The 17,219-nt window shown below is 68.7% G+C and carries 15 protein-coding genes and 1 riboswitch; of the genes, 9 read left to right on the top strand and 6 right to left on the bottom strand.

Annotation, left to right across the window (positions count from 1 at the left end; genetic code table 11):
- Positions 1-214: 214 nt before the first annotated feature.
- Positions 215-472, top strand: coding sequence for a WhiB family transcriptional regulator (locus ACH4YP_RS08035; protein WP_016639615.1), 258 nt, complete (start codon positions 215-217; stop codon positions 470-472).
- A 257-nt stretch (positions 473-729) separates the two neighbouring features.
- On the opposite strand, the gene ACH4YP_RS08030 is transcribed toward ACH4YP_RS08035, so the two are convergent.
- Together ACH4YP_RS08030 and ACH4YP_RS08025 are read right to left on the bottom strand one after the other, a co-directional pair.
- Positions 730-2,196: a PAS domain-containing sensor histidine kinase gene (locus tag ACH4YP_RS08030; protein ID WP_361066617.1), complete on the bottom strand. Its 1,467-nt coding sequence runs from the start codon at positions 2,194-2,196 to the stop codon at positions 730-732.
- A 410-nt stretch (positions 2,197-2,606) separates the two neighbouring features.
- On the bottom strand, positions 2,607-3,239 hold the full coding sequence (locus ACH4YP_RS08025; RefSeq protein WP_361066589.1) for a TetR/AcrR family transcriptional regulator: 633 nt from the start codon (positions 3,237-3,239) through the stop codon (positions 2,607-2,609).
- A 249-nt stretch (positions 3,240-3,488) separates the two neighbouring features.
- Between ACH4YP_RS08025 and nagB the strand changes: the two genes are divergently transcribed.
- Positions 3,489-4,274 carry a glucosamine-6-phosphate deaminase gene (gene nagB, locus ACH4YP_RS08020; protein WP_361066592.1) on the top strand — a complete coding sequence of 262 codons (786 nt, stop codon included), beginning with the start codon at positions 3,489-3,491 and terminating at the stop codon, positions 4,272-4,274.
- A 156-nt stretch (positions 4,275-4,430) separates the two neighbouring features.
- Here nagB and ACH4YP_RS08015 read toward each other — a convergent pair whose 3' ends face one another.
- The 4 genes from ACH4YP_RS08015 to ACH4YP_RS08000 all read right to left on the bottom strand — a co-directional run bounded on the left by ACH4YP_RS08015 (position 4,431) and on the right by ACH4YP_RS08000 (position 9,155).
- The gene (locus tag ACH4YP_RS08015; protein ID WP_398489844.1) at positions 4,431-5,948 is read right to left on the bottom strand and encodes a glycoside hydrolase family 3 protein; all 1,518 of its coding nucleotides are present in this window, start codon (positions 5,946-5,948) and stop codon (positions 4,431-4,433) included.
- 9 nt (positions 5,949-5,957) lie between these two features.
- On the bottom strand, positions 5,958-6,788 hold the full coding sequence (locus tag ACH4YP_RS08010) for a carbohydrate ABC transporter permease (RefSeq protein ID WP_398489843.1): 831 nt from the start codon (positions 6,786-6,788) through the stop codon (positions 5,958-5,960).
- Positions 6,785-7,786, bottom strand: coding sequence for a sugar ABC transporter permease (locus ACH4YP_RS08005; protein WP_361066620.1), 1,002 nt, complete (start codon positions 7,784-7,786; stop codon positions 6,785-6,787). The genes ACH4YP_RS08010 and ACH4YP_RS08005 overlap by 4 nt, the downstream gene beginning before the upstream one ends.
- Before the next feature lie 91 nt (positions 7,787-7,877).
- Positions 7,878-9,155 carry an extracellular solute-binding protein gene (locus tag ACH4YP_RS08000; RefSeq protein WP_398489842.1) on the bottom strand — a complete coding sequence of 426 codons (1,278 nt, stop codon included), beginning with the start codon at positions 9,153-9,155 and terminating at the stop codon, positions 7,878-7,880.
- Between the two features lie 427 nt (positions 9,156-9,582).
- Between ACH4YP_RS08000 and ACH4YP_RS07995 the strand changes: the two genes are divergently transcribed.
- The 7 genes from ACH4YP_RS07995 to ACH4YP_RS07965 all read left to right on the top strand — a co-directional run bounded on the left by ACH4YP_RS07995 (position 9,583) and on the right by ACH4YP_RS07965 (position 16,920).
- The gene (locus ACH4YP_RS07995; RefSeq protein ID WP_055613737.1) at positions 9,583-10,347 is read left to right on the top strand and encodes a GntR family transcriptional regulator; all 765 of its coding nucleotides are present in this window, start codon (positions 9,583-9,585) and stop codon (positions 10,345-10,347) included.
- 267 nt (positions 10,348-10,614) lie between these two features.
- On the top strand, positions 10,615-12,792 hold the full coding sequence (locus ACH4YP_RS07990) for a carbon starvation CstA family protein (protein WP_361066604.1): 2,178 nt from the start codon (positions 10,615-10,617) through the stop codon (positions 12,790-12,792).
- Positions 12,764-12,976, top strand: a complete 213-nt coding sequence (locus tag ACH4YP_RS07985; protein ID WP_361066607.1) for a YbdD/YjiX family protein — start codon at positions 12,764-12,766, stop codon at positions 12,974-12,976. Before ACH4YP_RS07990 ends, ACH4YP_RS07985 begins: the two co-directional genes overlap by 29 nt.
- A 206-nt stretch (positions 12,977-13,182) precedes the next feature.
- Positions 13,183-13,446 carry a DUF3311 domain-containing protein gene (locus ACH4YP_RS07980; RefSeq protein WP_361066610.1) on the top strand — a complete coding sequence of 88 codons (264 nt, stop codon included), beginning with the start codon at positions 13,183-13,185 and terminating at the stop codon, positions 13,444-13,446.
- On the top strand, positions 13,443-15,068 hold the full coding sequence (mctP, locus tag ACH4YP_RS07975) for a monocarboxylate uptake permease MctP (RefSeq protein ID WP_398489841.1): 1,626 nt from the start codon (positions 13,443-13,445) through the stop codon (positions 15,066-15,068). Before ACH4YP_RS07980 ends, mctP begins: the two co-directional genes overlap by 4 nt.
- A gap of 260 nt (positions 15,069-15,328) precedes the next feature.
- The gene (locus ACH4YP_RS07970) at positions 15,329-16,318 is read left to right on the top strand and encodes a nucleoside hydrolase (protein WP_398489840.1); all 990 of its coding nucleotides are present in this window, start codon (positions 15,329-15,331) and stop codon (positions 16,316-16,318) included.
- Positions 16,319-16,377: 59 nt separating this feature from the next.
- A complete protein-coding gene (locus ACH4YP_RS07965; protein ID WP_398489838.1) occupies positions 16,378-16,920 on the top strand; it encodes a GNAT family N-acetyltransferase in 543 nt (180 codons plus the stop codon).
- Between the two features lie 87 nt (positions 16,921-17,007).
- Positions 17,008-17,102: riboswitch (cobalamin riboswitch) on the top strand.
- The last annotated feature ends 117 nt before the right edge of the window (positions 17,103-17,219 follow it).

Genomic DNA, 17,219 nt, shown 5'->3' with positions numbered 1-17,219 from the left:
CGGTAGGGGTTGTATCCGCCGCTGAGGTTTGCGAGTCTCTTTGTGGCGCTCGGGACGGGCCGCAACATCGCCCCCACAGAGCGCCGGAACCCCTCCTCAATTCACAGGACCACACCAGTCCGTCTGGTAGTCGGCCCTTCACTTGTTGAGGGATTCGTGAAAGCGTTCACATTCACAAGCAACGTGCATGTAATACCAAGGAGAGGTAGCAGCCATGGACTGGCGTCACAACGCCGTTTGCCGCGAGGAAGACCCCGAGCTCTTCTTCCCCATCGGCAACACCGGTCCTGCGCTGCTGCAGATCGAGGAAGCCAAGGCCGTCTGTCGTCGCTGCCCCGTCATGGAGCAGTGTCTGCAGTGGGCGCTCGAGTCCGGCCAGGACTCCGGCGTCTGGGGTGGTCTCAGCGAGGACGAGCGCCGCGCCATGAAGCGCCGCGCCGCCCGCAACCGGGCCCGCCAGGCATCCGCCTGACAACCCACCCCACACGGCCCTGAGCTTGGCGGCGCGTACAGCGAGTACGCATATCCCGCCCCCGAGCCGCAGCGCGCAGTACCCCCGATGCGCAGATAGCAACAAACACGATGAGCCCCGGACCGGAAAACGGTCCGGGGCTCATTGCTGTTTGCGGCTGCGTCTTCGTGGGGTGCCCGGCGACCGCCGGCCGCTCCCTGCGACCCGTGATGATTACGCAGCGTGCGCGTGAAGTAATGGTGCGGATTGCCTGTGTGTCACTTGTGGGGCACCACCGGAATGTCCAGGACGACCTGCGTCCCGCGCTCAGGAGCGCGGACCATGTCGAAGGTGCCGCCCAACTCCCCCTCCACCAGCGTCCGTACGATCTGCAGGCCCAGGTTGCCCGAGCGTTGCGGGTCGAAGCCTTCGGGCAGACCGACGCCGTCGTCCTGGACGGTGACCAGGAGGCGGGCCTCCTTGGTGCTGCCGCCGCGGACCGCGGACACCTCGACCGTGCCGCGGTCGCCCTCCCGGAAGCCGTGCTCCAGCGCGTTCTGCAGGATCTCCGTGAGGACCATGGAGAGCGGGGTCGCGACCTCGGCGTCGAGTATGCCGAAGCGTCCGGTGCGCCGGCCGACGACCTTGCCCGGAGAGATCTCGGCCACCATGGCGAGCACCCGGTCGGCGATCTCGTCGAACTCCACGCGCTCGTCCAGGTTCTGGGAGAGCGTCTCGTGCACGATGGCGATCGATCCGACTCGGCGCACGGCCTCTTCGAGGGCCTCGCGGCCCCGGTCCGACTCGATGCGGCGGGCCTGGAGGCGGAGCAGGGCCGCGACCGTCTGGAGGTTGTTCTTCACCCGGTGGTGGATCTCCCGGATGGTCGCGTCCTTGGTGATCAACTCGCGCTCGCGGCGCCGCAGTTCGGTCACGTCACGCAGGAGTACGAGCGAACCCACCCGGGTGCCCTTGGGTTTGAGCGGGATCGCGCGCAGCTGGATCACACCGTCGGCGCTCTCGATCTCGAACTCGCGGGGCGCCCAGCCGCTGGCGACCTTGGACAGCGCCTCGTCCACCGGACCCCGGGAAGGGGCGAGTTCGGCCGTGGTCTTGCCGAGGTGGTGGCCGACCAGGTCGGCGGCGAGGCCGAGACGGTGGTACGCCGACAGCGCGTTCGGTGACGCGTACTGGACGATGCCCTCCGCGTCCAGCCGGATCAGGCCGTCGCCCACCCGCGGCGAGGCGTCCATGTCGACCTGCTGGTCGGGGAACGGGAAGGAGCCCGCCGCGATCATCTGGGCGAGGTCGGACGCGCTCTGCAGATAGGTGAGTTCCAGCCGCGAGGGCGTGCGCACGGTGAGGAGATTGGTGTTGCGGGCGATGACGCCCAGGACGCGCCCCTCCCTGCGCACGGGGATCGACTCGACCCGGACGGGAACCTCCTCGCGCCACTCCGGGTCGCCCTCGCGCACGATCCGGCCCTCGTCCAGGGCCGCGTCCAGCATCGGGCGGCGGCCGCGCGGGACGAGGTGGCCGACCATGTCGTCCTGGTACGAGGTGGGGCCGGTGTTGGGCCTCATCTGGGCGACCGAGACATAGCGGGTGCCGTCGCGGGTGGGAACCCACAGGACCAGGTCCGCGAAGGAGAGGTCGGAGAGCAGCTGCCACTCCGAGACCAGCAGGTGCAGCCACTCGAGGTCGGAGTCACCGAGGGCGGTGTGCTGGCGGACGAGGTCGTTCATGGAGGGCACGTGTGCGAGCGTACCCGCCGGGTGCGACATGCTCCGAAATCGGCCACCCGCACGGGCCCGGAAACACCCGCGGGCCGCGGCGCCTGAGAGGGACCCTCAACCCTCCCGGCACCGCAGCCCGGAGCAACATCGGCCGCGGGGTGTGCGGTCCCGTTCGGCCGAAGGATGAGGATCCGGTGCAGTCAGGGCAGAGAGCGCCGGCTCCTCGGTCCGTCTTCCTGTGCGGGGAAGACGGAGGCTTGGTCATTCGGACGGCTTGATCATCAAGTTGCATTCTCAAGCTTTGTACGATTGTGGACTAGACCACTCTCGACTGTCCATGCGTTGGCGGATGTTTGTTGTTGTCTCTTTATCCAACAACTCGCGTCCTACATCCACCACGCAGCCTATCCCCGAGCGGTTCACGAGCGGGGCCAGATTCGCATGGCGAGTTCGGCGAGCGCCTCCAGTTCCCGCTTGGTGGCGCCGTCGCGGGCCTGCTGGGACATGCCCTGGATCATGGCCCCGGTATGCCGGGCCAGGGCTGCCGCGTCGAAGTCCGCGGGCAGCTCACCCGCGGCGACACCGGCCCTTATGCGGCTCTCGATGGCGGCGATGTCCGCATTGCGCCGCTCACGGAGGGACTCCCCCACCTCCGGGGTGGTGCAGTTGGTGGCCGCGTGGATGACCAGGCAGCCGTGCGGGCGGCCCGGCTCGGTGTACTCGGCCGCGGCCTCGCGCAGCATCCGCTCGACCGCGGCTCGGGCCGTCGGCTCCTCGGCGAGGGCGCGGTCGCCGAACGAGCTGTACCTCTCGCCGTACTCGCGCACGACCTCGTCGAAGAGCGAGCGCTTGTCGCCGAAGGCGGCGTAGAGGCTGGGGGCGCCGATGCCCATGACCTGGGTGAGGTCCGAGACGGAGGTCGCCTCGTACCCGTGCTCCCAGAAGGCGAGGATCGCCTTCTCCAACGCGGTCTCGCGGTCGAATGAGCGGGGGCGGCCGCGAGGCTTCGAGGCCGGGCCTGCCGCGTCCTTGATGTCGTGGCTGCTCACCATGGAGTGAATTGTATAGCGGGTGCTAGAGAAATGCCCGCATCGTGTCCTACAGTTTTTCTGTAGCGACCGCTAGGCAAATGGGAAGGGGGTGCCGGTTATGGGGATCAGCGGGTTTCCGTGACCTTCGCGGGGGCGCGGGGTGCGGGTGAGGGGCGGCTGAGGGGCGACCAGGAAGAGCCGTTCTGCTAGATTGGTCTATACCACATGTTCGGTTGTGTCCCCTTCACCTTTCAGAACGGCAGGCCCAGCGTGGAAGTTGTCATCGTTTCGGACGCCAAGGCGGGTGGCGAGCTCATTGCCGAGGCCATGGCGGAGCTGCTCCGGCACAAGCCCGACGCGCTGCTCGGCGTGGCCACCGGTTCGACGCCGCTGCCCATCTACGAGGCGCTGGCCGCGAAGGTGGGTTCCGGTGCCGTGGACGCCTCACGGGCACGGGTCGCGCAGCTCGACGAGTACGTGGGACTGCCGGCCGAGCATCCCGAGTCGTACCGGTCGGTGTTGCGGCGCGAGGTGCTGGAGCCGTTGGGGCTGAACGTCGACTCGTTCATGGGGCCCGACGGGACCGCCGAGGACGTGCGGGCCGCGTGCGAGGCGTACGACAAGGCGCTCGCCGAGGCCGGCGGGGTCGATCTCCAGCTCCTCGGGATCGGGACCGACGGGCACATCGGGTTCAACGAGCCCTGCTCGTCGCTCGCCTCGCGTACACGGATCAAGACCCTGACCGAGCAGACACGGGTGGACAACGCGCGGTTCTTCGAGGGCGACATCGAGCAGGTGCCGCATCACGTGATCACCCAGGGGATCGGGACGATTCTGGAGGCACGGCATCTGGTGCTGCTCGCCACGGGTGAGGGCAAGGCCGATGCCGTGGCGGCGACCGTCGAGGGACCCGTGGCCGCGGTGTGCCCGGCGTCGGCGCTCCAGTTGCATCCGCATGCCACGGTCGTCGTGGACGAGGGCGCCGCGTCCAAGCTGAAGCTCGCCGACTACTTCCGGCACACGTACGCCAACAAGCCGGACTGGCAGGGCATTTAGGCGACCCGCTTCACGAGACGAATACGCACGGCTGAGTACGCATACGAAGGTGCCGGGCTCCCCCGTGGTGAACCCGGCATCTTCGTTCGGACGGTGACCAGAGCCCCGGTGCGGCAACCCGCGCTTTCGCGGCTCCATCGGCCATGCCCTGTCGGCTCACGCTCCCGCGATGGCCTCCGCCGCCGCGAGGCCGCAGACGCGGGCCGCGCCGTGGGTGGCGATGTGGAGGGCGCCCCGGGGCGGTGACTGCGGCACGCCCATCTCGACGACGACCGTGTCGGGGCGGGCGGCGAGCAGGGTGTCGAGGGCCTGGGCCATCCAGCTGTGGCGGTGGGCGTCACGGACCACCGCGACCACGCGGCGGGAGCCGGCCGCCGCGAGGGCCTCGGCCCCGGCGCGCTCCCCGGTGAAGCTCCCGGTCTCCGTGCCCGGCAGCATGCGCCGCAGTTCGGCGGCGACGCCCCAGGGGGTCTCGTCACCGACGGCGATGTTGGCGACGGGGGTGAGGGCGGCGACGTACGGAGCCTCGGTGACCGGGGCGAATTGCGCCCCGCGCGTGACCGTCAGCGCCCGCCGGGCCGCCACCAGTCCGACATCGGTGCTCGCGTCTGTGGCGTCTGGCCCCGCCTCGGGCGTCGCAGCCGTTGAAGATGTCGACCGGGTCGAAGCCGTCCAGGTCGCCAGTGCGCGGACCCTGGCCGCCGCGTCCGCCAGGCGTTCCTCGGGGAGTTCGCCCGCACGGACCGCCGCTACCAGGGCGTCCCGCAGTCGCAGGACCGTCGGCTCGTCCGAGAGTCCGCCGCCCACGCAGATGGCGTCGGCGCCGGCGGCGATCGCGAGGACGCTGCCCCGTTCGATGCCGTAGGTCGCCGAGATGGCCTGCATCTCCATGCCGTCGGTGACGATCAGGCCGTCGTAGCCCAGTTCCTCGCGGAGCAGTCCGGTGAGGATGCGGCGCGAGAGGGTCGCGGGGTGGACGGGGTCCAGGGCCGGGACCAGGATGTGCGCGGTCATCACGGCACGCGTGCCCGCCTCGATGGCCGCGCGGAACGGCACCAGTTCGCGGGACTCCAGAACCGCGAGCTCCGCGTCGATGCGCGGCATCGCGTGGTGCGAGTCGATCGCTGTGTCTCCGTGGCCCGGGAAGTGCTTGGTGCAGGCGGCGACCCCCGCGGACTGCAGCCCGGAGACGTACGCGGCCGTGTGCCGGGCCACCAGTGAGGTGTCGGCGCCGAAGGACCGTACGCCGATGACGGGGTTGTCGGAGTTGGAGTTGATGTCGGCGGACGGCGCCCAGTTGAGGTTCACGCCGCAGGCGGCCAGCCGGCGGCCCAGCTCGTGGGCGACCGCCTCGGTCAGTGCGGTGTCGTCGACCGCGCCCAGCGCGTGGTTGCCGGGGAAGGAGGATCCCGTACGGACCTCCAGGCGGGTGACGTCACCGCCCTCCTCGTCGATGGCGACCAGGACGTCGTCGCGTTCCGCGCGCAACTGGGCCGTCAGGGCGGCCACTTGGGCGGGCGTGGCGATGTTGCGGCCGAACAGGCCGACGGAGGCGAGGCCTTCGCCCAGCCGCCGCAGCAGCCAGGAGGGGGCGGAGGTCCCGGTGAATCCGGGCTGCAGGACGGCGAGGGCGTCACGGGTCAGCGTGTCGGTGCCGGAGGCGATGGTGGTCATCGGGGGGCGTTATCCCTTCACCGCGCCGGAGGTGAGTCCGCTGACGGCCTTGCGCTGGAGGAAGACGAAAAGAACCAGGATCGGGATGGCGAACAGCGAGGCCGCCGCCATCGTGGCGCCCCAGTCGTCGCCGAACGTCGACTGGAAGCTGGAGAGCCACAGCGGGAGGGTCTGCTTCTCGGCGTCCTTGTTGAGGATCAGGACCAGCGGGAACTCGTTCCACGCCGTGATGAAGCCGAAGAGCGAGGTCGCCATCAGTCCCGGGGCGAGCAGCGGGAGGATGACCTTCACGAAGGCCTGCCTGCGGGTGCAGCCGTCCACCATCGCCGACTCCTCCAGTTCCTTCGGCACGGCGGCGACGTAACCGCGGAGCGTGAGGACGGTGAAGGGCAGCACCATGATCATGTAGAAGACGGTGAGCGGGACGAGGCTGTTCAGCAGGTCGGCGTCACGCACGATGATGTAGATCGCGATGACCATGACCTCCCAGGGCGCCATCTGCGCGATCATGAAGGTCAGGATGAATCCGCGACGTCCCTTGAACCGCATCCGGGCCAGCGCGAAGGACGCGAGCAGCGCGATGACGAGGGAGAAGACCACCGCGAGGACGGTCACGGTCAGGGAGTTGCCGACCAGCGTCCAGAAGTGGTCGGCGTCCAGGGCCCGTCGGAAGTGGTCGAAGGTGATGTCGGTCGGCAGGAAGACCGGGTCGTCCGCGATGATGTCGCCGGCCGGCTTCAGCGAGGTCGCGAACATCCAGTAGACGGGGAACGCGAAGACGACGAAGAGGACGAGGGCCGTCGCGTTGGGCCACAGCCGGGTCATCAAAGAGCGCTTCACAGCTCGTCCTCCTCTTGCTTGAGAACGGTACGCAGGTAGTAGGCGGTCAGGCCGAGCAGGATGAGGATCGTCAGGAACGAGATCGCCGCGCCCATGCCGTAGTGCTGGTTTCCGGGGCCCTCGACGAACGCGTAGATCGGCAGGGTCTCGGTGAGCCGGTCGGGTCCGCCGGCGTTCATCGCGAAGATCTGCGGGAACGCCTTGAACACCCAGATGACCTCTAGGAAGGTCGTCGCCCACAGGAACGGCCGCATGAAGGGAAAGGTCACCGAGGTGAAGCTCTTCCACGTGCCGGCCCCGTCGATCGAGGCGGCCTCGTACAGCTCTTTCGGGATGGTGGTGGTGGCGGCGTACAGGTTGATCGCCACGAACGGGATCGACTGCCAGACGATCAGCAGGGTGATCACGGAGAAGGTGGAGAGCTGGCTGCCGAACCAGTTGTAGTCGGCCATCGACGACCAGCCCGCCTTGGCGAGCAGCCAGTTGACGACGCCGAAGCGCTGGGCGAACAGCCACTGGTAGACCGTGGTCGCGGCGATCACCGGCATGGCCCAGGCCAGCACCAGGCCGAGCATCAGGAGCAGCCGCATGCGCTTGCCCAGCCGGGCGAGGAGCAGGCCGACGAGCGTGCCGAGCAGCATGATGAGGGCGACGTTCACCGCGGTGAAGACGACCGTCCGCTGGACGACCTTCCAGAAGTCCGAACCGCTCAGGACGTCCGTGTAGTTGTCGAACCCCCGCCACTCGGTGAGGTGCAGGATCAGCTGGCGCGGGTTGAGGTTCTGGAACGACAGCACGCCGTTCTTGACCAGCGGCCAGCCGAGCAGGATCACCGTGGCGAGCAGCGCGGGCAGCAGGAGCAGATACGGGGCGGACGCGCCGCCGCGCGTTCTCGCCGGGCCCGTGTCTGTGCCGTCGGTGGGCGGGGTTACGTCGGTTTTACGGACACCGGGCGCCGCGGCCGTGCCTGTGTCCGTGCGTTCGGTCTGCACTGACATGCTCGCCATCTCTTCCAGGTTCAGGAGTCGCAGATCGTTCGATGCGCCGGCGTGCCGGGGACGGAGTGGGCCGCCCCCGGCGCGCAGGTGATCAACTGCTCTGTGCGAGCCGCTTGTTGATCTCGGACTCGACCTGCTTGGCGGCCTCGGCGGGCGACTTGCCCTTCAGAACCGCGGTCATGTAGCTCTTGATCGGGTTCGGGTCGTTCTCCACGGCGGCCCACTCGGGGATCAGCGGCGTGGTGCCACCGCCGGCCGCGGCCGGGGCGGCGGCCACCGCGGCGGGGTTGGCCGACAGGTTGGTCTGCAGCGACTCCTTGTTCGGGATGACGCCGTTCTCCTTGGCGAGCGCGCCCTCGAACTTGTCGGACAGCGCGAGCTTCAGGAACTCCTTGGCGAGCTCCTGCTTCTTGCTGCCCGCGGCGACCGCGAAGTTGGAGCCGCCGAGGAAGACACCCTCGGGCTTGTCGGCCGTCTCACCGGGGATGGTGAAGTAGCCGATGTCCTTCTCGATCTTCTTGTTGGCGGCGATGGCCGTGCCGGCCTCCCAGCCCATGCCGATGAAGGCGCCGACGTTGCCCTTGGCGAAGACCTCGGCCTGCTGCGGGGTCGCCTCGTCCTTGTCCTTGGGGGCCTTGGAGAAGGCCTGGTACTCCTTGTAGATCTCCATGGCCTTGCCGACCTTCGGGTCCGCGAGGTTGGAGACGTACTTGTCGCCGTCCTTCTTCACCAGGTCGGCGCCCTGGCCGATGGTCAGACCGTCGAAGAAGTACCAGTTCTGGCCGGGCAGGTAGATCGGCTCGGCGTCGGTCTTCTTGTCGATGGCCTTCAGGTCGTCGAAGAACTCGGCCCGGGTCTTGGGGGTGTCCTTGATGCCGGCGTCGGCCCAGACCTTCTTGTTGTAGACGACGACACGGTTGGCGAAGTACCACGGGGCCGCGTACTGCTTGCCGTCGAAGACCGAGGACTCGTTGAGGGCCTCGGTCCAGTCGGCGCCTATCTCCGACTTGAGGTCCGACAGGTCGGCGAGACCGCCGGTGGCCGCGTACGCCGGGGTCTGGGTGTTGCCGACCTCCAGGACGTCCGGCGGGTTCTCCTCGGAGAGCGAGGTGGTGATCTTCTGCTGGATGCCGTTCCACTGCTGGGTCTCGAACTTCAGCTTGGCCTTCGTCTTCTTCTCGAAGGCGGCCGTGAGGTCCTTGGTCCAGCCGGGCGGCGTGGAGCCGTCCATGGCCCAGACGGTCAGGGTCTGCCCCTTGAAACCGTCGGCCCCCGTCTTCTCGCCACTGTCACCGTCGTCGCCGCCACACGCCGCGACAGACATCAACATGCCCGCGACACCGACAGCCGCAATGAGCTTGCGCTTCACGTCACCCTCCTCAGGGATTCCAGCAACCGCCCTGCCCACCGCGTGACTTACGACGAGTACTGCCCGTGGGGCTGGGACCTGGTCTCAATGGTTTAGACCAGTAGGGGGAGCTTGGCCTAGACCTAGAGGGGTGTCAAGGGCCGAAAAGCCGCTCCCGGCTGTCCGTTACGCGACCTATATATGCAGGGACCTTTCACTACACGAGTAACAGAACGGGCATGCCTCGACGGGCACCTCAGCAGCCCCGGCAGGACACACGCGGCAACCGCTCTCAGTCCTGTGGACTAGACCAAAAGAGACCCCGACGGTATATAGAGAGGATCACGCAGCGTGCGGGGGGACACTCGCACGGCAAGCCGTGCCACGATGTGAGCCGCGGCCGACGCGCACGTCGGCCCATCGGCACCTGGAGCCGGGAAGGCAGAGTATGAGCACCGACGTCAGCAGTGCGGAGAACGAGGGTGGGGCACCCATCCGTACCGCGCGCGTGCCCAAGTACTACCGCCTCAAGAAGCATCTGCTCGACATGACGGAGACACTGCCGCCCGGCACGCCGGTACCGCCCGAGCGCACCCTCGCCGCCGAGTTCGACACCTCGCGCACGACCGTGCGGCAGGCCCTTCAGGAGCTGGTCGTCGAGGGGCGCCTGGAGCGCATCCAGGGCAAGGGCACGTTCGTCGCCAAGCCGAAGGTCTCGCAGGCGCTCCAACTCACCTCGTACACCGAGGACATGAGGGCCCAGGGCCTCGAACCCACCTCGCAGCTCCTGGACATCGGCTACATCACTGCCGACGAGACGCTCGCCGGGCTGCTCGACATCACCGCCGGCGGGCGCGTCCTGCGCATCGAGCGGCTGCGGCTCGCGAGCGGGGAGCCGATGGCGATCGAGACGACGCATCTCTCCGCGAAGCGGTTTCCCGCGCTGCGGCGGTCGCTCGTCAAGTACACCTCGCTGTACACGGCGTTGGCGGAGGTGTACGACGTTCATCTCGCCGAGGCCGAGGAGACGATCGAGACGTCGCTGGCCACTCCGCGGGAGGCCGGACTGCTCGGCACGGATGTGGGACTGCCGATGCTGATGCTGTCCCGGCACTCGCTCGACAGGGGCGGATTGCCGGTGGAGTGGGTGCGGTCGGTGTACCGGGGGGACCGGTACAAGTTCGTTGCTCGCCTCAAGAGGCCCGTGGAGTAGAGGTCGTTGGGCGTTGTGCGGGTGGGCGGAGGCTGAGCGCGCAGTTCCCCGCGCCCCTGAAAGCGGGGCTGCGCCCCTGCTTTCGTCTTTTAGGGGCGCGGGGAACTGCGCGCTCGACCCCGACACACCCGCACAATGCCCACCAACCCAAGCACCCGCCAGGGCAAGGGAGTTCACCTGGCGCACACCGACTGGTGCACGTGGTGTAGCGCTGCTCCTCTTCCTGTTCTACGGTCCTCCCGTCACCCATGGACGGGAGGACGACCCGTGCGCACCGACAGCCCACAGACGGCATCCCCACAAGGCCCTCGTAAGGCAAGTCCGCAAACCATCGTCATCTGGACCGTCGTCGCGCTGGTGTGCGCGGCCGGCTGGTCGGTCCTCGCGCTGTCCCGGGGCGAGGAGGTGTCGGCCGTCTGGATGGTGGCCGCCGCCCTCGGCTCGTACGCCATCGCCTATCGCTTCTACTCGAAGTTCATCGCCTACAAGGTCCTGAAGGTCGACAAGACCCGGGCCACGCCCGCCGAGCGGCTCAACAACGGCATCGACTTCCACCCCACCGACCGGCGGGTGCTGCTCGGCCACCACTTCGCGGCGATCGCGGGGGCGGGCCCGCTGGTCGGACCCGTACTGGCCGCGCAGATGGGATATCTGCCGGGCACCATCTGGATCATCGTCGGCGTGATCCTCGCGGGGGCGGTCCAGGACATGGTCGTCCTGTTCTTCTCCACCCGCCGGGACGGCAGGTCCCTCGGCCAGATGGCACGCGAGGAGATCGGCCCGTTCGGCGGCGCGGCGGCCCTGCTCGCCGCGTTCGCCATCATGATCATCCTGCTCGGGGTGCTCGCGCTGGTCATCGTGAACGCGCTCGCCCAGTCGCCGTGGGGCACCTTCTCGATCGCGATGACGATCCCGATCGCCCTGCTGATGGGCTTCTACCTGCGGGTCCTGCGGCCCGGCCGGGTCAGCGAGGTCTCGCTGATCGGTGTCGGCCTGCTGCTGCTCGCGCTGGTCGCGGGCCGCTGGGTCGCGGAGTCGTCGTGGGCCGACACGTTCACGCTCGCGCCCTCGACGCTGGTGATCTGGCTGGTGGCGTACGGCTTCGTCGCGTCGATCCTGCCCGTGTGGATGCTGCTCGCGCCCCGCGACTACCTCTCCACCTTCATGAAGATCGGCACCATCGCGCTGCTGGCGATCGGCGTCGTCGTCGCGATGCCGACGCTGAAGATGGACCCGGTCACGGACTTCGCCACGCGCGGCGACGGGCCGGTCTTCGCCGGTTCACTCTTCCCGTTCGTCTTCATCACCATCGCGTGCGGGGCCCTGTCCGGCTTCCATGCCCTCATCTCCTCCGGTACGACGCCGAAGATGATCCAGAAGGAGACGCAGGTCCGGATGATCGGGTACGGCTCCATGCTCATGGAGTCGTCCGTCGCCGTGATGGCGCTGATCGCGGCGTCCATTATCGACCCGGGCCTGTACTTCGCGATGAACGCGCCGGCCGGTGTCATCGGGGACACGGTCCAGAACGCCTCGCAGGTGGTGGGGAGTTGGGGGTACCAGATCTCCCCCGAGGACCTGGCCGCCGCGGCGAAGAACGTCGAGGAGGCGTCCCTGCTGTCGCGGACCGGTGGCGCGCCCACCCTCGCGATCGGCGTCTCGGAGATCTTCTCCGAGGTCACCGGGGGAAGTCTGCGCGCGTTCTGGTATCACTTCGCGATCATGTTCGAGGCACTGTTCATCCTGACCGCGCTCGACGCCGGCACCCGCGTGGGCCGCTTCATGCTCCAGGACACGCTGGGCAATCTCTACAAACCCTTCAAGAACGTGAGCTGGAAGCCCGGACTGGTCATCACGAGCGGGATCGTCTGCGGTCTCTGGGGCTACTTCCTGTGGGTCGGCGTCCATGAACCGCTCGGCGGGATCAACCAGCTGTTCCCGATCTTCGGCATCTCCAACCAGCTCCTCGCGGCGGTCGCCCTGGCCGTCTGCACGACCCTGCTGGTGAAGTCCGGACGCCTCAAGTGGGCCTGGATCACGGGGATTCCGCTCGTCTGGGACGCCACGGTGACGCTGACCGCGAGCTGGCAGAAGGTCTTCTCCAGCGACCCGCGCGTCGGTTTCTTCAAACAGCGCTCGGTCTACCAGGACGGCATCGACCGGGGTGAACTCGTCGCGCCCGCCAAGAGCATGGACGACATGCACACGATCGTCACGAACTCCACGGTCGACGGCGTCCTCACGGCGGTCCTCGCCCTGCTCATCGTGATCGTGATCGCGGACTCCACGAGGGTGTGCATCCGGCACGTACGCCGTCCCGCGCTCTCCACACTCAGCGAGGCGCCGTACGTCGAGTCGAAGATCGTCGCCCCGGCCGGGCTGATCCCGACCAAGGAGGAGAAGGAGGAGGCGCGCGATGCGGTCGGCGCTGCACCGGGCGGCTAGCCGGGCGGTCAGGGGCGTGCGCTGGTACGTACGGGAGCTCACCGACGAATCGGCGTACGACCGCTATGTCGCGCATGTGCGTCAGGGGCACCCGGACGCGGTCGTGCCGTCGCGGCGGGAGTTCGAGCGGATGCGTACGGACCGTCAGGAGGAGGACCCCAGGCAGGGCTTCCGCTGCTGCTGAGCCGCGTGTCGGCTCGCCGTCCGGCTCCGCAGCCGGCAGTGGGCGGCAGTGGGCGTAACGCCGTATCCGTTATGCGGACGGGGGTTCCATAAAGCGGAACCGTCCCTTAGATTTCCTGCGCGTTGCACAGGTGATCAGTGAGGGGACGGAGCCGCCGTATGTCTGAAGCGCCGGATGCGCCAAGAGCGCCCGAAGGGAAACCGCCGGTGGAGACCCCGCCGGCTGTGACACCGCCTGTCGTCACACCGGTCCGTGTGGTGATCGCCGTCTGTCTGGTCGCGCCGTTCGTGGCGATGCTCTGGGTGGGCTCCTACGCGAAGGTCGACCCGGCCTTCATCGGCATCCCGTTCTTCTACTGGTACCAGATGCTGTGGGTGTTCATCTCGACCGCGCTCACGATGATCGCGTACAAGCTGTGGAACCGTGACCAGCGCGCCCGCAAGTCCCAGCAGGAGGGCGCGTCCGCATGAACGACGGCGTGAACGGCGTGGCACTCGCCGTCTTCATCTTCTTCTTCGTGGCCGTCACGGTCATGGGCTTCCTGGCCGCGCGCTGGCGCAGGGCCGAGACCGAGAGCCTCGACGAATGGGGCCTGGGCGGACGGTCGTTCGGCACCTGGGTCACCTGGTTCCTGCTCGGCGGCGACCTCTACACGGCTTACACGTTCGTGGCGGTCCCGGCGGCGATCTACGCGGCGGGCGCGGCCGGCTTCTTCGCCGTCCCGTACACGATCCTCGTCTACCCGCTGATCTTCACGTTCCTGCCGCGCCTGTGGTCGGTCTCGCACAAGCACGGGTACGTGACGACGTCGGACTTCGTGCGCGGACGCTTCGGCTCGAAGGGCCTGTCGCTGGCCGTCGCGGTGACCGGCATCCTCGCGACGATGCCGTACATCGCGCTCCAACTGGTCGGCATCCAGGCCGTCCTGGACGTGATGGGCGTCGGCGGCGGCGAGGACACCAACTGGTTCGTCAAGGACCTGCCGCTGCTCATCGCCTTCGGTGTGCTGGCCGCGTACACGTACTCGTCCGGTCTGCGCGCGCCCGCCCTGATCGCGTTCGTGAAGGACACGCTGATCTACATCGTCATCGCGGTGGCGATCATCTACATCCCGATCAAGCTGGGCGGCTTCGACGAGATCTTCGCCAAGGCGGGCGAGGCGTACAGCCAGACCAACCCGGCGACGGGTGCGCCACGCGGTGCGCTGGCACCGGGCGAGGCGGGCCAATGGACGTACGCCACGCTGGCGTTGGGCTCCGCCCTGGCGCTCTTCATGTACCCGCACTCGATCACGGCCACACTGTCCTCGCGCAGCCGTGAGGTGATCCGGCGCAACACCACGATCCTGCCGCTGTACTCGCTGATGCTGGGCCTTCTCGCGCTGCTCGGGTTCATGGCGATCGCGGCCGGAGTCAAGGTCAGCAACGGGCAGTTGGCGATCCCGCAACTCTTCGAGGACATGTTCCCGGCGTGGTTCGCGGGGGTCGCCTTCGCGGCGATCGGCATCGGCGCGCTCGTGCCGGCCGCGATCATGTCCATCGCCGCGGCGAACCTCTTCACCCGCAACATCTACAAGGACTTCATCCGGCCCGACGCGACGCCGGCCCAGGAGACCAAGGTCTCCAAGCTGGTCTCGCTGTTGGTGAAGGTGGGCGCGCTGGTCTTCGTCCTGACCATGGACAAGACGGTGGCCATCAACTTCCAGCTGCTGGGCGGGATCTGGATCCTGCAGACCTTCCCGGCGCTGGTCGGTGGGCTGTTCACGCGGTGGTTCCACCGGTGGGCGCTGCTCGCGGGGTGGGCGGTCGGCATGCTGTACGGGACGGTGGCCGCGTACGGTGTCGCCTCGCCGACGCAGAAGCACTTCGGTGGGTCCTCGAAGGAGATTCCCGGGATCGGGGAGATCGGGTACATCGGTCTGACGGCGTTCGTCCTGAACGTGGTCGTGACGGTCGTGCTGACCTTCGCCCTGCGGGCCCTCAAGGCACCCGACGGCATCGACGAGACGTCCCCCGAGGACTACACGGCGGACTCGGGCGACAAGGGTGTACGGGTCGAGTTGCCGTCGGCGACGGCGGGGGCCGGCCACTAGCTTTTTTCGCCCCCGCCGCCCCTCCCCATTCCCGTCCCTTTCGGGGGCCGGCCCCCGAACCCCCGCTCCTCAAACGCCGGAGAGGCTAGATTTTCCGCGGCCCGGGCCGACACACCTCAGCCCGTCCGGCGTTTGAGGACGAGCGCGCCGGCGCGACAGCGGGGGGCTGGGGGCGCAGCCCCCAGGGACGGGACGGGTAAGGGCGGCGGGGGCGACAACTCCCCCTGGCGGCACGGGAGTCCACGGTTACGCTGGTCAGCGTGACCGCTCGCGCACCGATCGTCCTCGACAGCGACCCCGGCATAGACGACGCCGTGGCTCTCCAGTACCTGCTCGGCACGGGCAGGTGGGACCTCAGGGCCTACACCTCCGTGGGCGGCAACCTCCCCGCCGAGCAGACCTACCGCAACGCCCGCGCCCTGGCGAGAGCCCTCCGCATCGACACCGACGTCCCGGTCCACCGCGGAGCGGCCCGCCCCCTCACCCGCCTCCCGTACACGGCCGCCGGCCACTTCCACGGCCCCGAGGGCCTCGGCCACGAGACGCTGCCCGACTCGACCGCCGCCCACCCGACGGAGTCCTCCGCGCAGGCGCTGCTGCGGCTCTCCCGGGAGCACGAGGGCGAGTTGACCGTGTGCGCCACCGGCCCGCTCACCAACGTGGCCATCGCACTCCTGGAGGACCCGGCCTTCGCAAGCCGCGTGAAGAAGTTCGTGTTCATGGGCGGCAACGCGCAGGTGCCCGGAAACATCACCCCGGTCGCCGAGTTCAACATGTGGGCGGACCCGGACGCCGCCGAGGTGGTGCTCTCCTCCGGCATCCCGTTCACCATGGTCGACCTGGACGCCTCGCACCGCTGGCTGTTCGGCCCCGCCGACCTCGCAGCGCTGGAGGCGGCGGGGGCAGGCGCGGCGCTCGCGGCCCGGCTGCTGCGGTTCTACATCGGCTCCTACCGCCGCCACGGCGGAGGCGACTCCTGCCCGCTGCACGACCCGCTCGCCGTGGGCGTGTGCGCGGACGAGTCGTTCGTGACACTCGCGGAGGGAGCCGTCGTCGTCGAGTGCTCCAGCGAACTCACCCGCGGCCAGACCGTGTTCGTCCCCGCGGCCGCCCAACGGAACTACTACACGGAGTCGCCCGCCCTGACCGCCCGCACCCGCCACACCGGCCGCGTGGCCCTCGGCCCGGGCCCACGCGACTTCACGAAGGACTTCGTGACGACCCTCCCGCAGTGGCCGGCCACGGGCTGAGCCATCCCCTGGGGAAAACTCGGCCGCCCCTGTCGTACCCCTCGGGCACACTGCCAGGCATGGACATCGTGATCAGGCGGGCGAGGCCCGAGGAGTACGAGGCTGTGGGCGAGATCACCGCGCAGGCCTACCTCGGGGACGGGCTGCTCGACTTCGGGGAGAGCGACAGGTATCTGGGCGAGCTGCGGAACGTGGCGAAGCGGGCCGCGGCCGCCGACGTACTGGTGGCCGTGGCGGGGGCTGGGACTGAGGCAGGGGCCGGGGCCGGGGCCGGCGAGCGTGTCGTCGGTGGCGTGACCTTCGTCCCGTCCGGCGGGCCGATGGCCGACATCGCGCGCGAGGGCGAGGCCGAGATACGGATGCTGGCGGTCGCGAAGGAGGCCCGCGGGCACGGGACGGGCGAGGCCCTCGTACGCGCCTGCGTCGACCGCGCCCGGGCCACGGACGGCTGCGTACGCCTCGTGCTGTCCACCCAGCGCACCATGCACAGCGCCCATCGCCTCTACGGACGCCTCGGCTTCACCCGCGCCCCCGACCGCGACTGGAACCCGATCCCGGACCTCGACGACATCATGCTGCTCACCTACGAGTTGACACTCTGACACCCTCCGAAGCCGACACGACACAACATGTGGGGGTGCTTCCCGAGCCTGGCACAAGATGTATGCTCATGCTCGCTGTCGCCGCAGGGGAATCCGGTGCGAATCCGGAACTGTCCCGCAACGGTGTACTTGTGCATGTCTGTCCCCAGAGGAGAGCCGTGCACCCGGTCAGTCCGAGGACCTGTCGACAGCGTGCCCAGGCCACCCGGCCCGGGTGCCATGACGTCCGGGCCTCGCGGAGTGGGCCGGTGGACGCGGCGTACCGCTGCGCAGAGCGTGTACCCCCGTGTGCCCCGAAC

Source organism: Streptomyces sp. NPDC020747 (assembly GCF_044334695.1).
In the GTDB taxonomy this organism is placed as follows: Bacteria; Actinomycetota; Actinomycetes; order Streptomycetales; family Streptomycetaceae; genus Streptomyces.
This window is presented reverse-complemented; position numbering and strand designations above follow the sequence as displayed.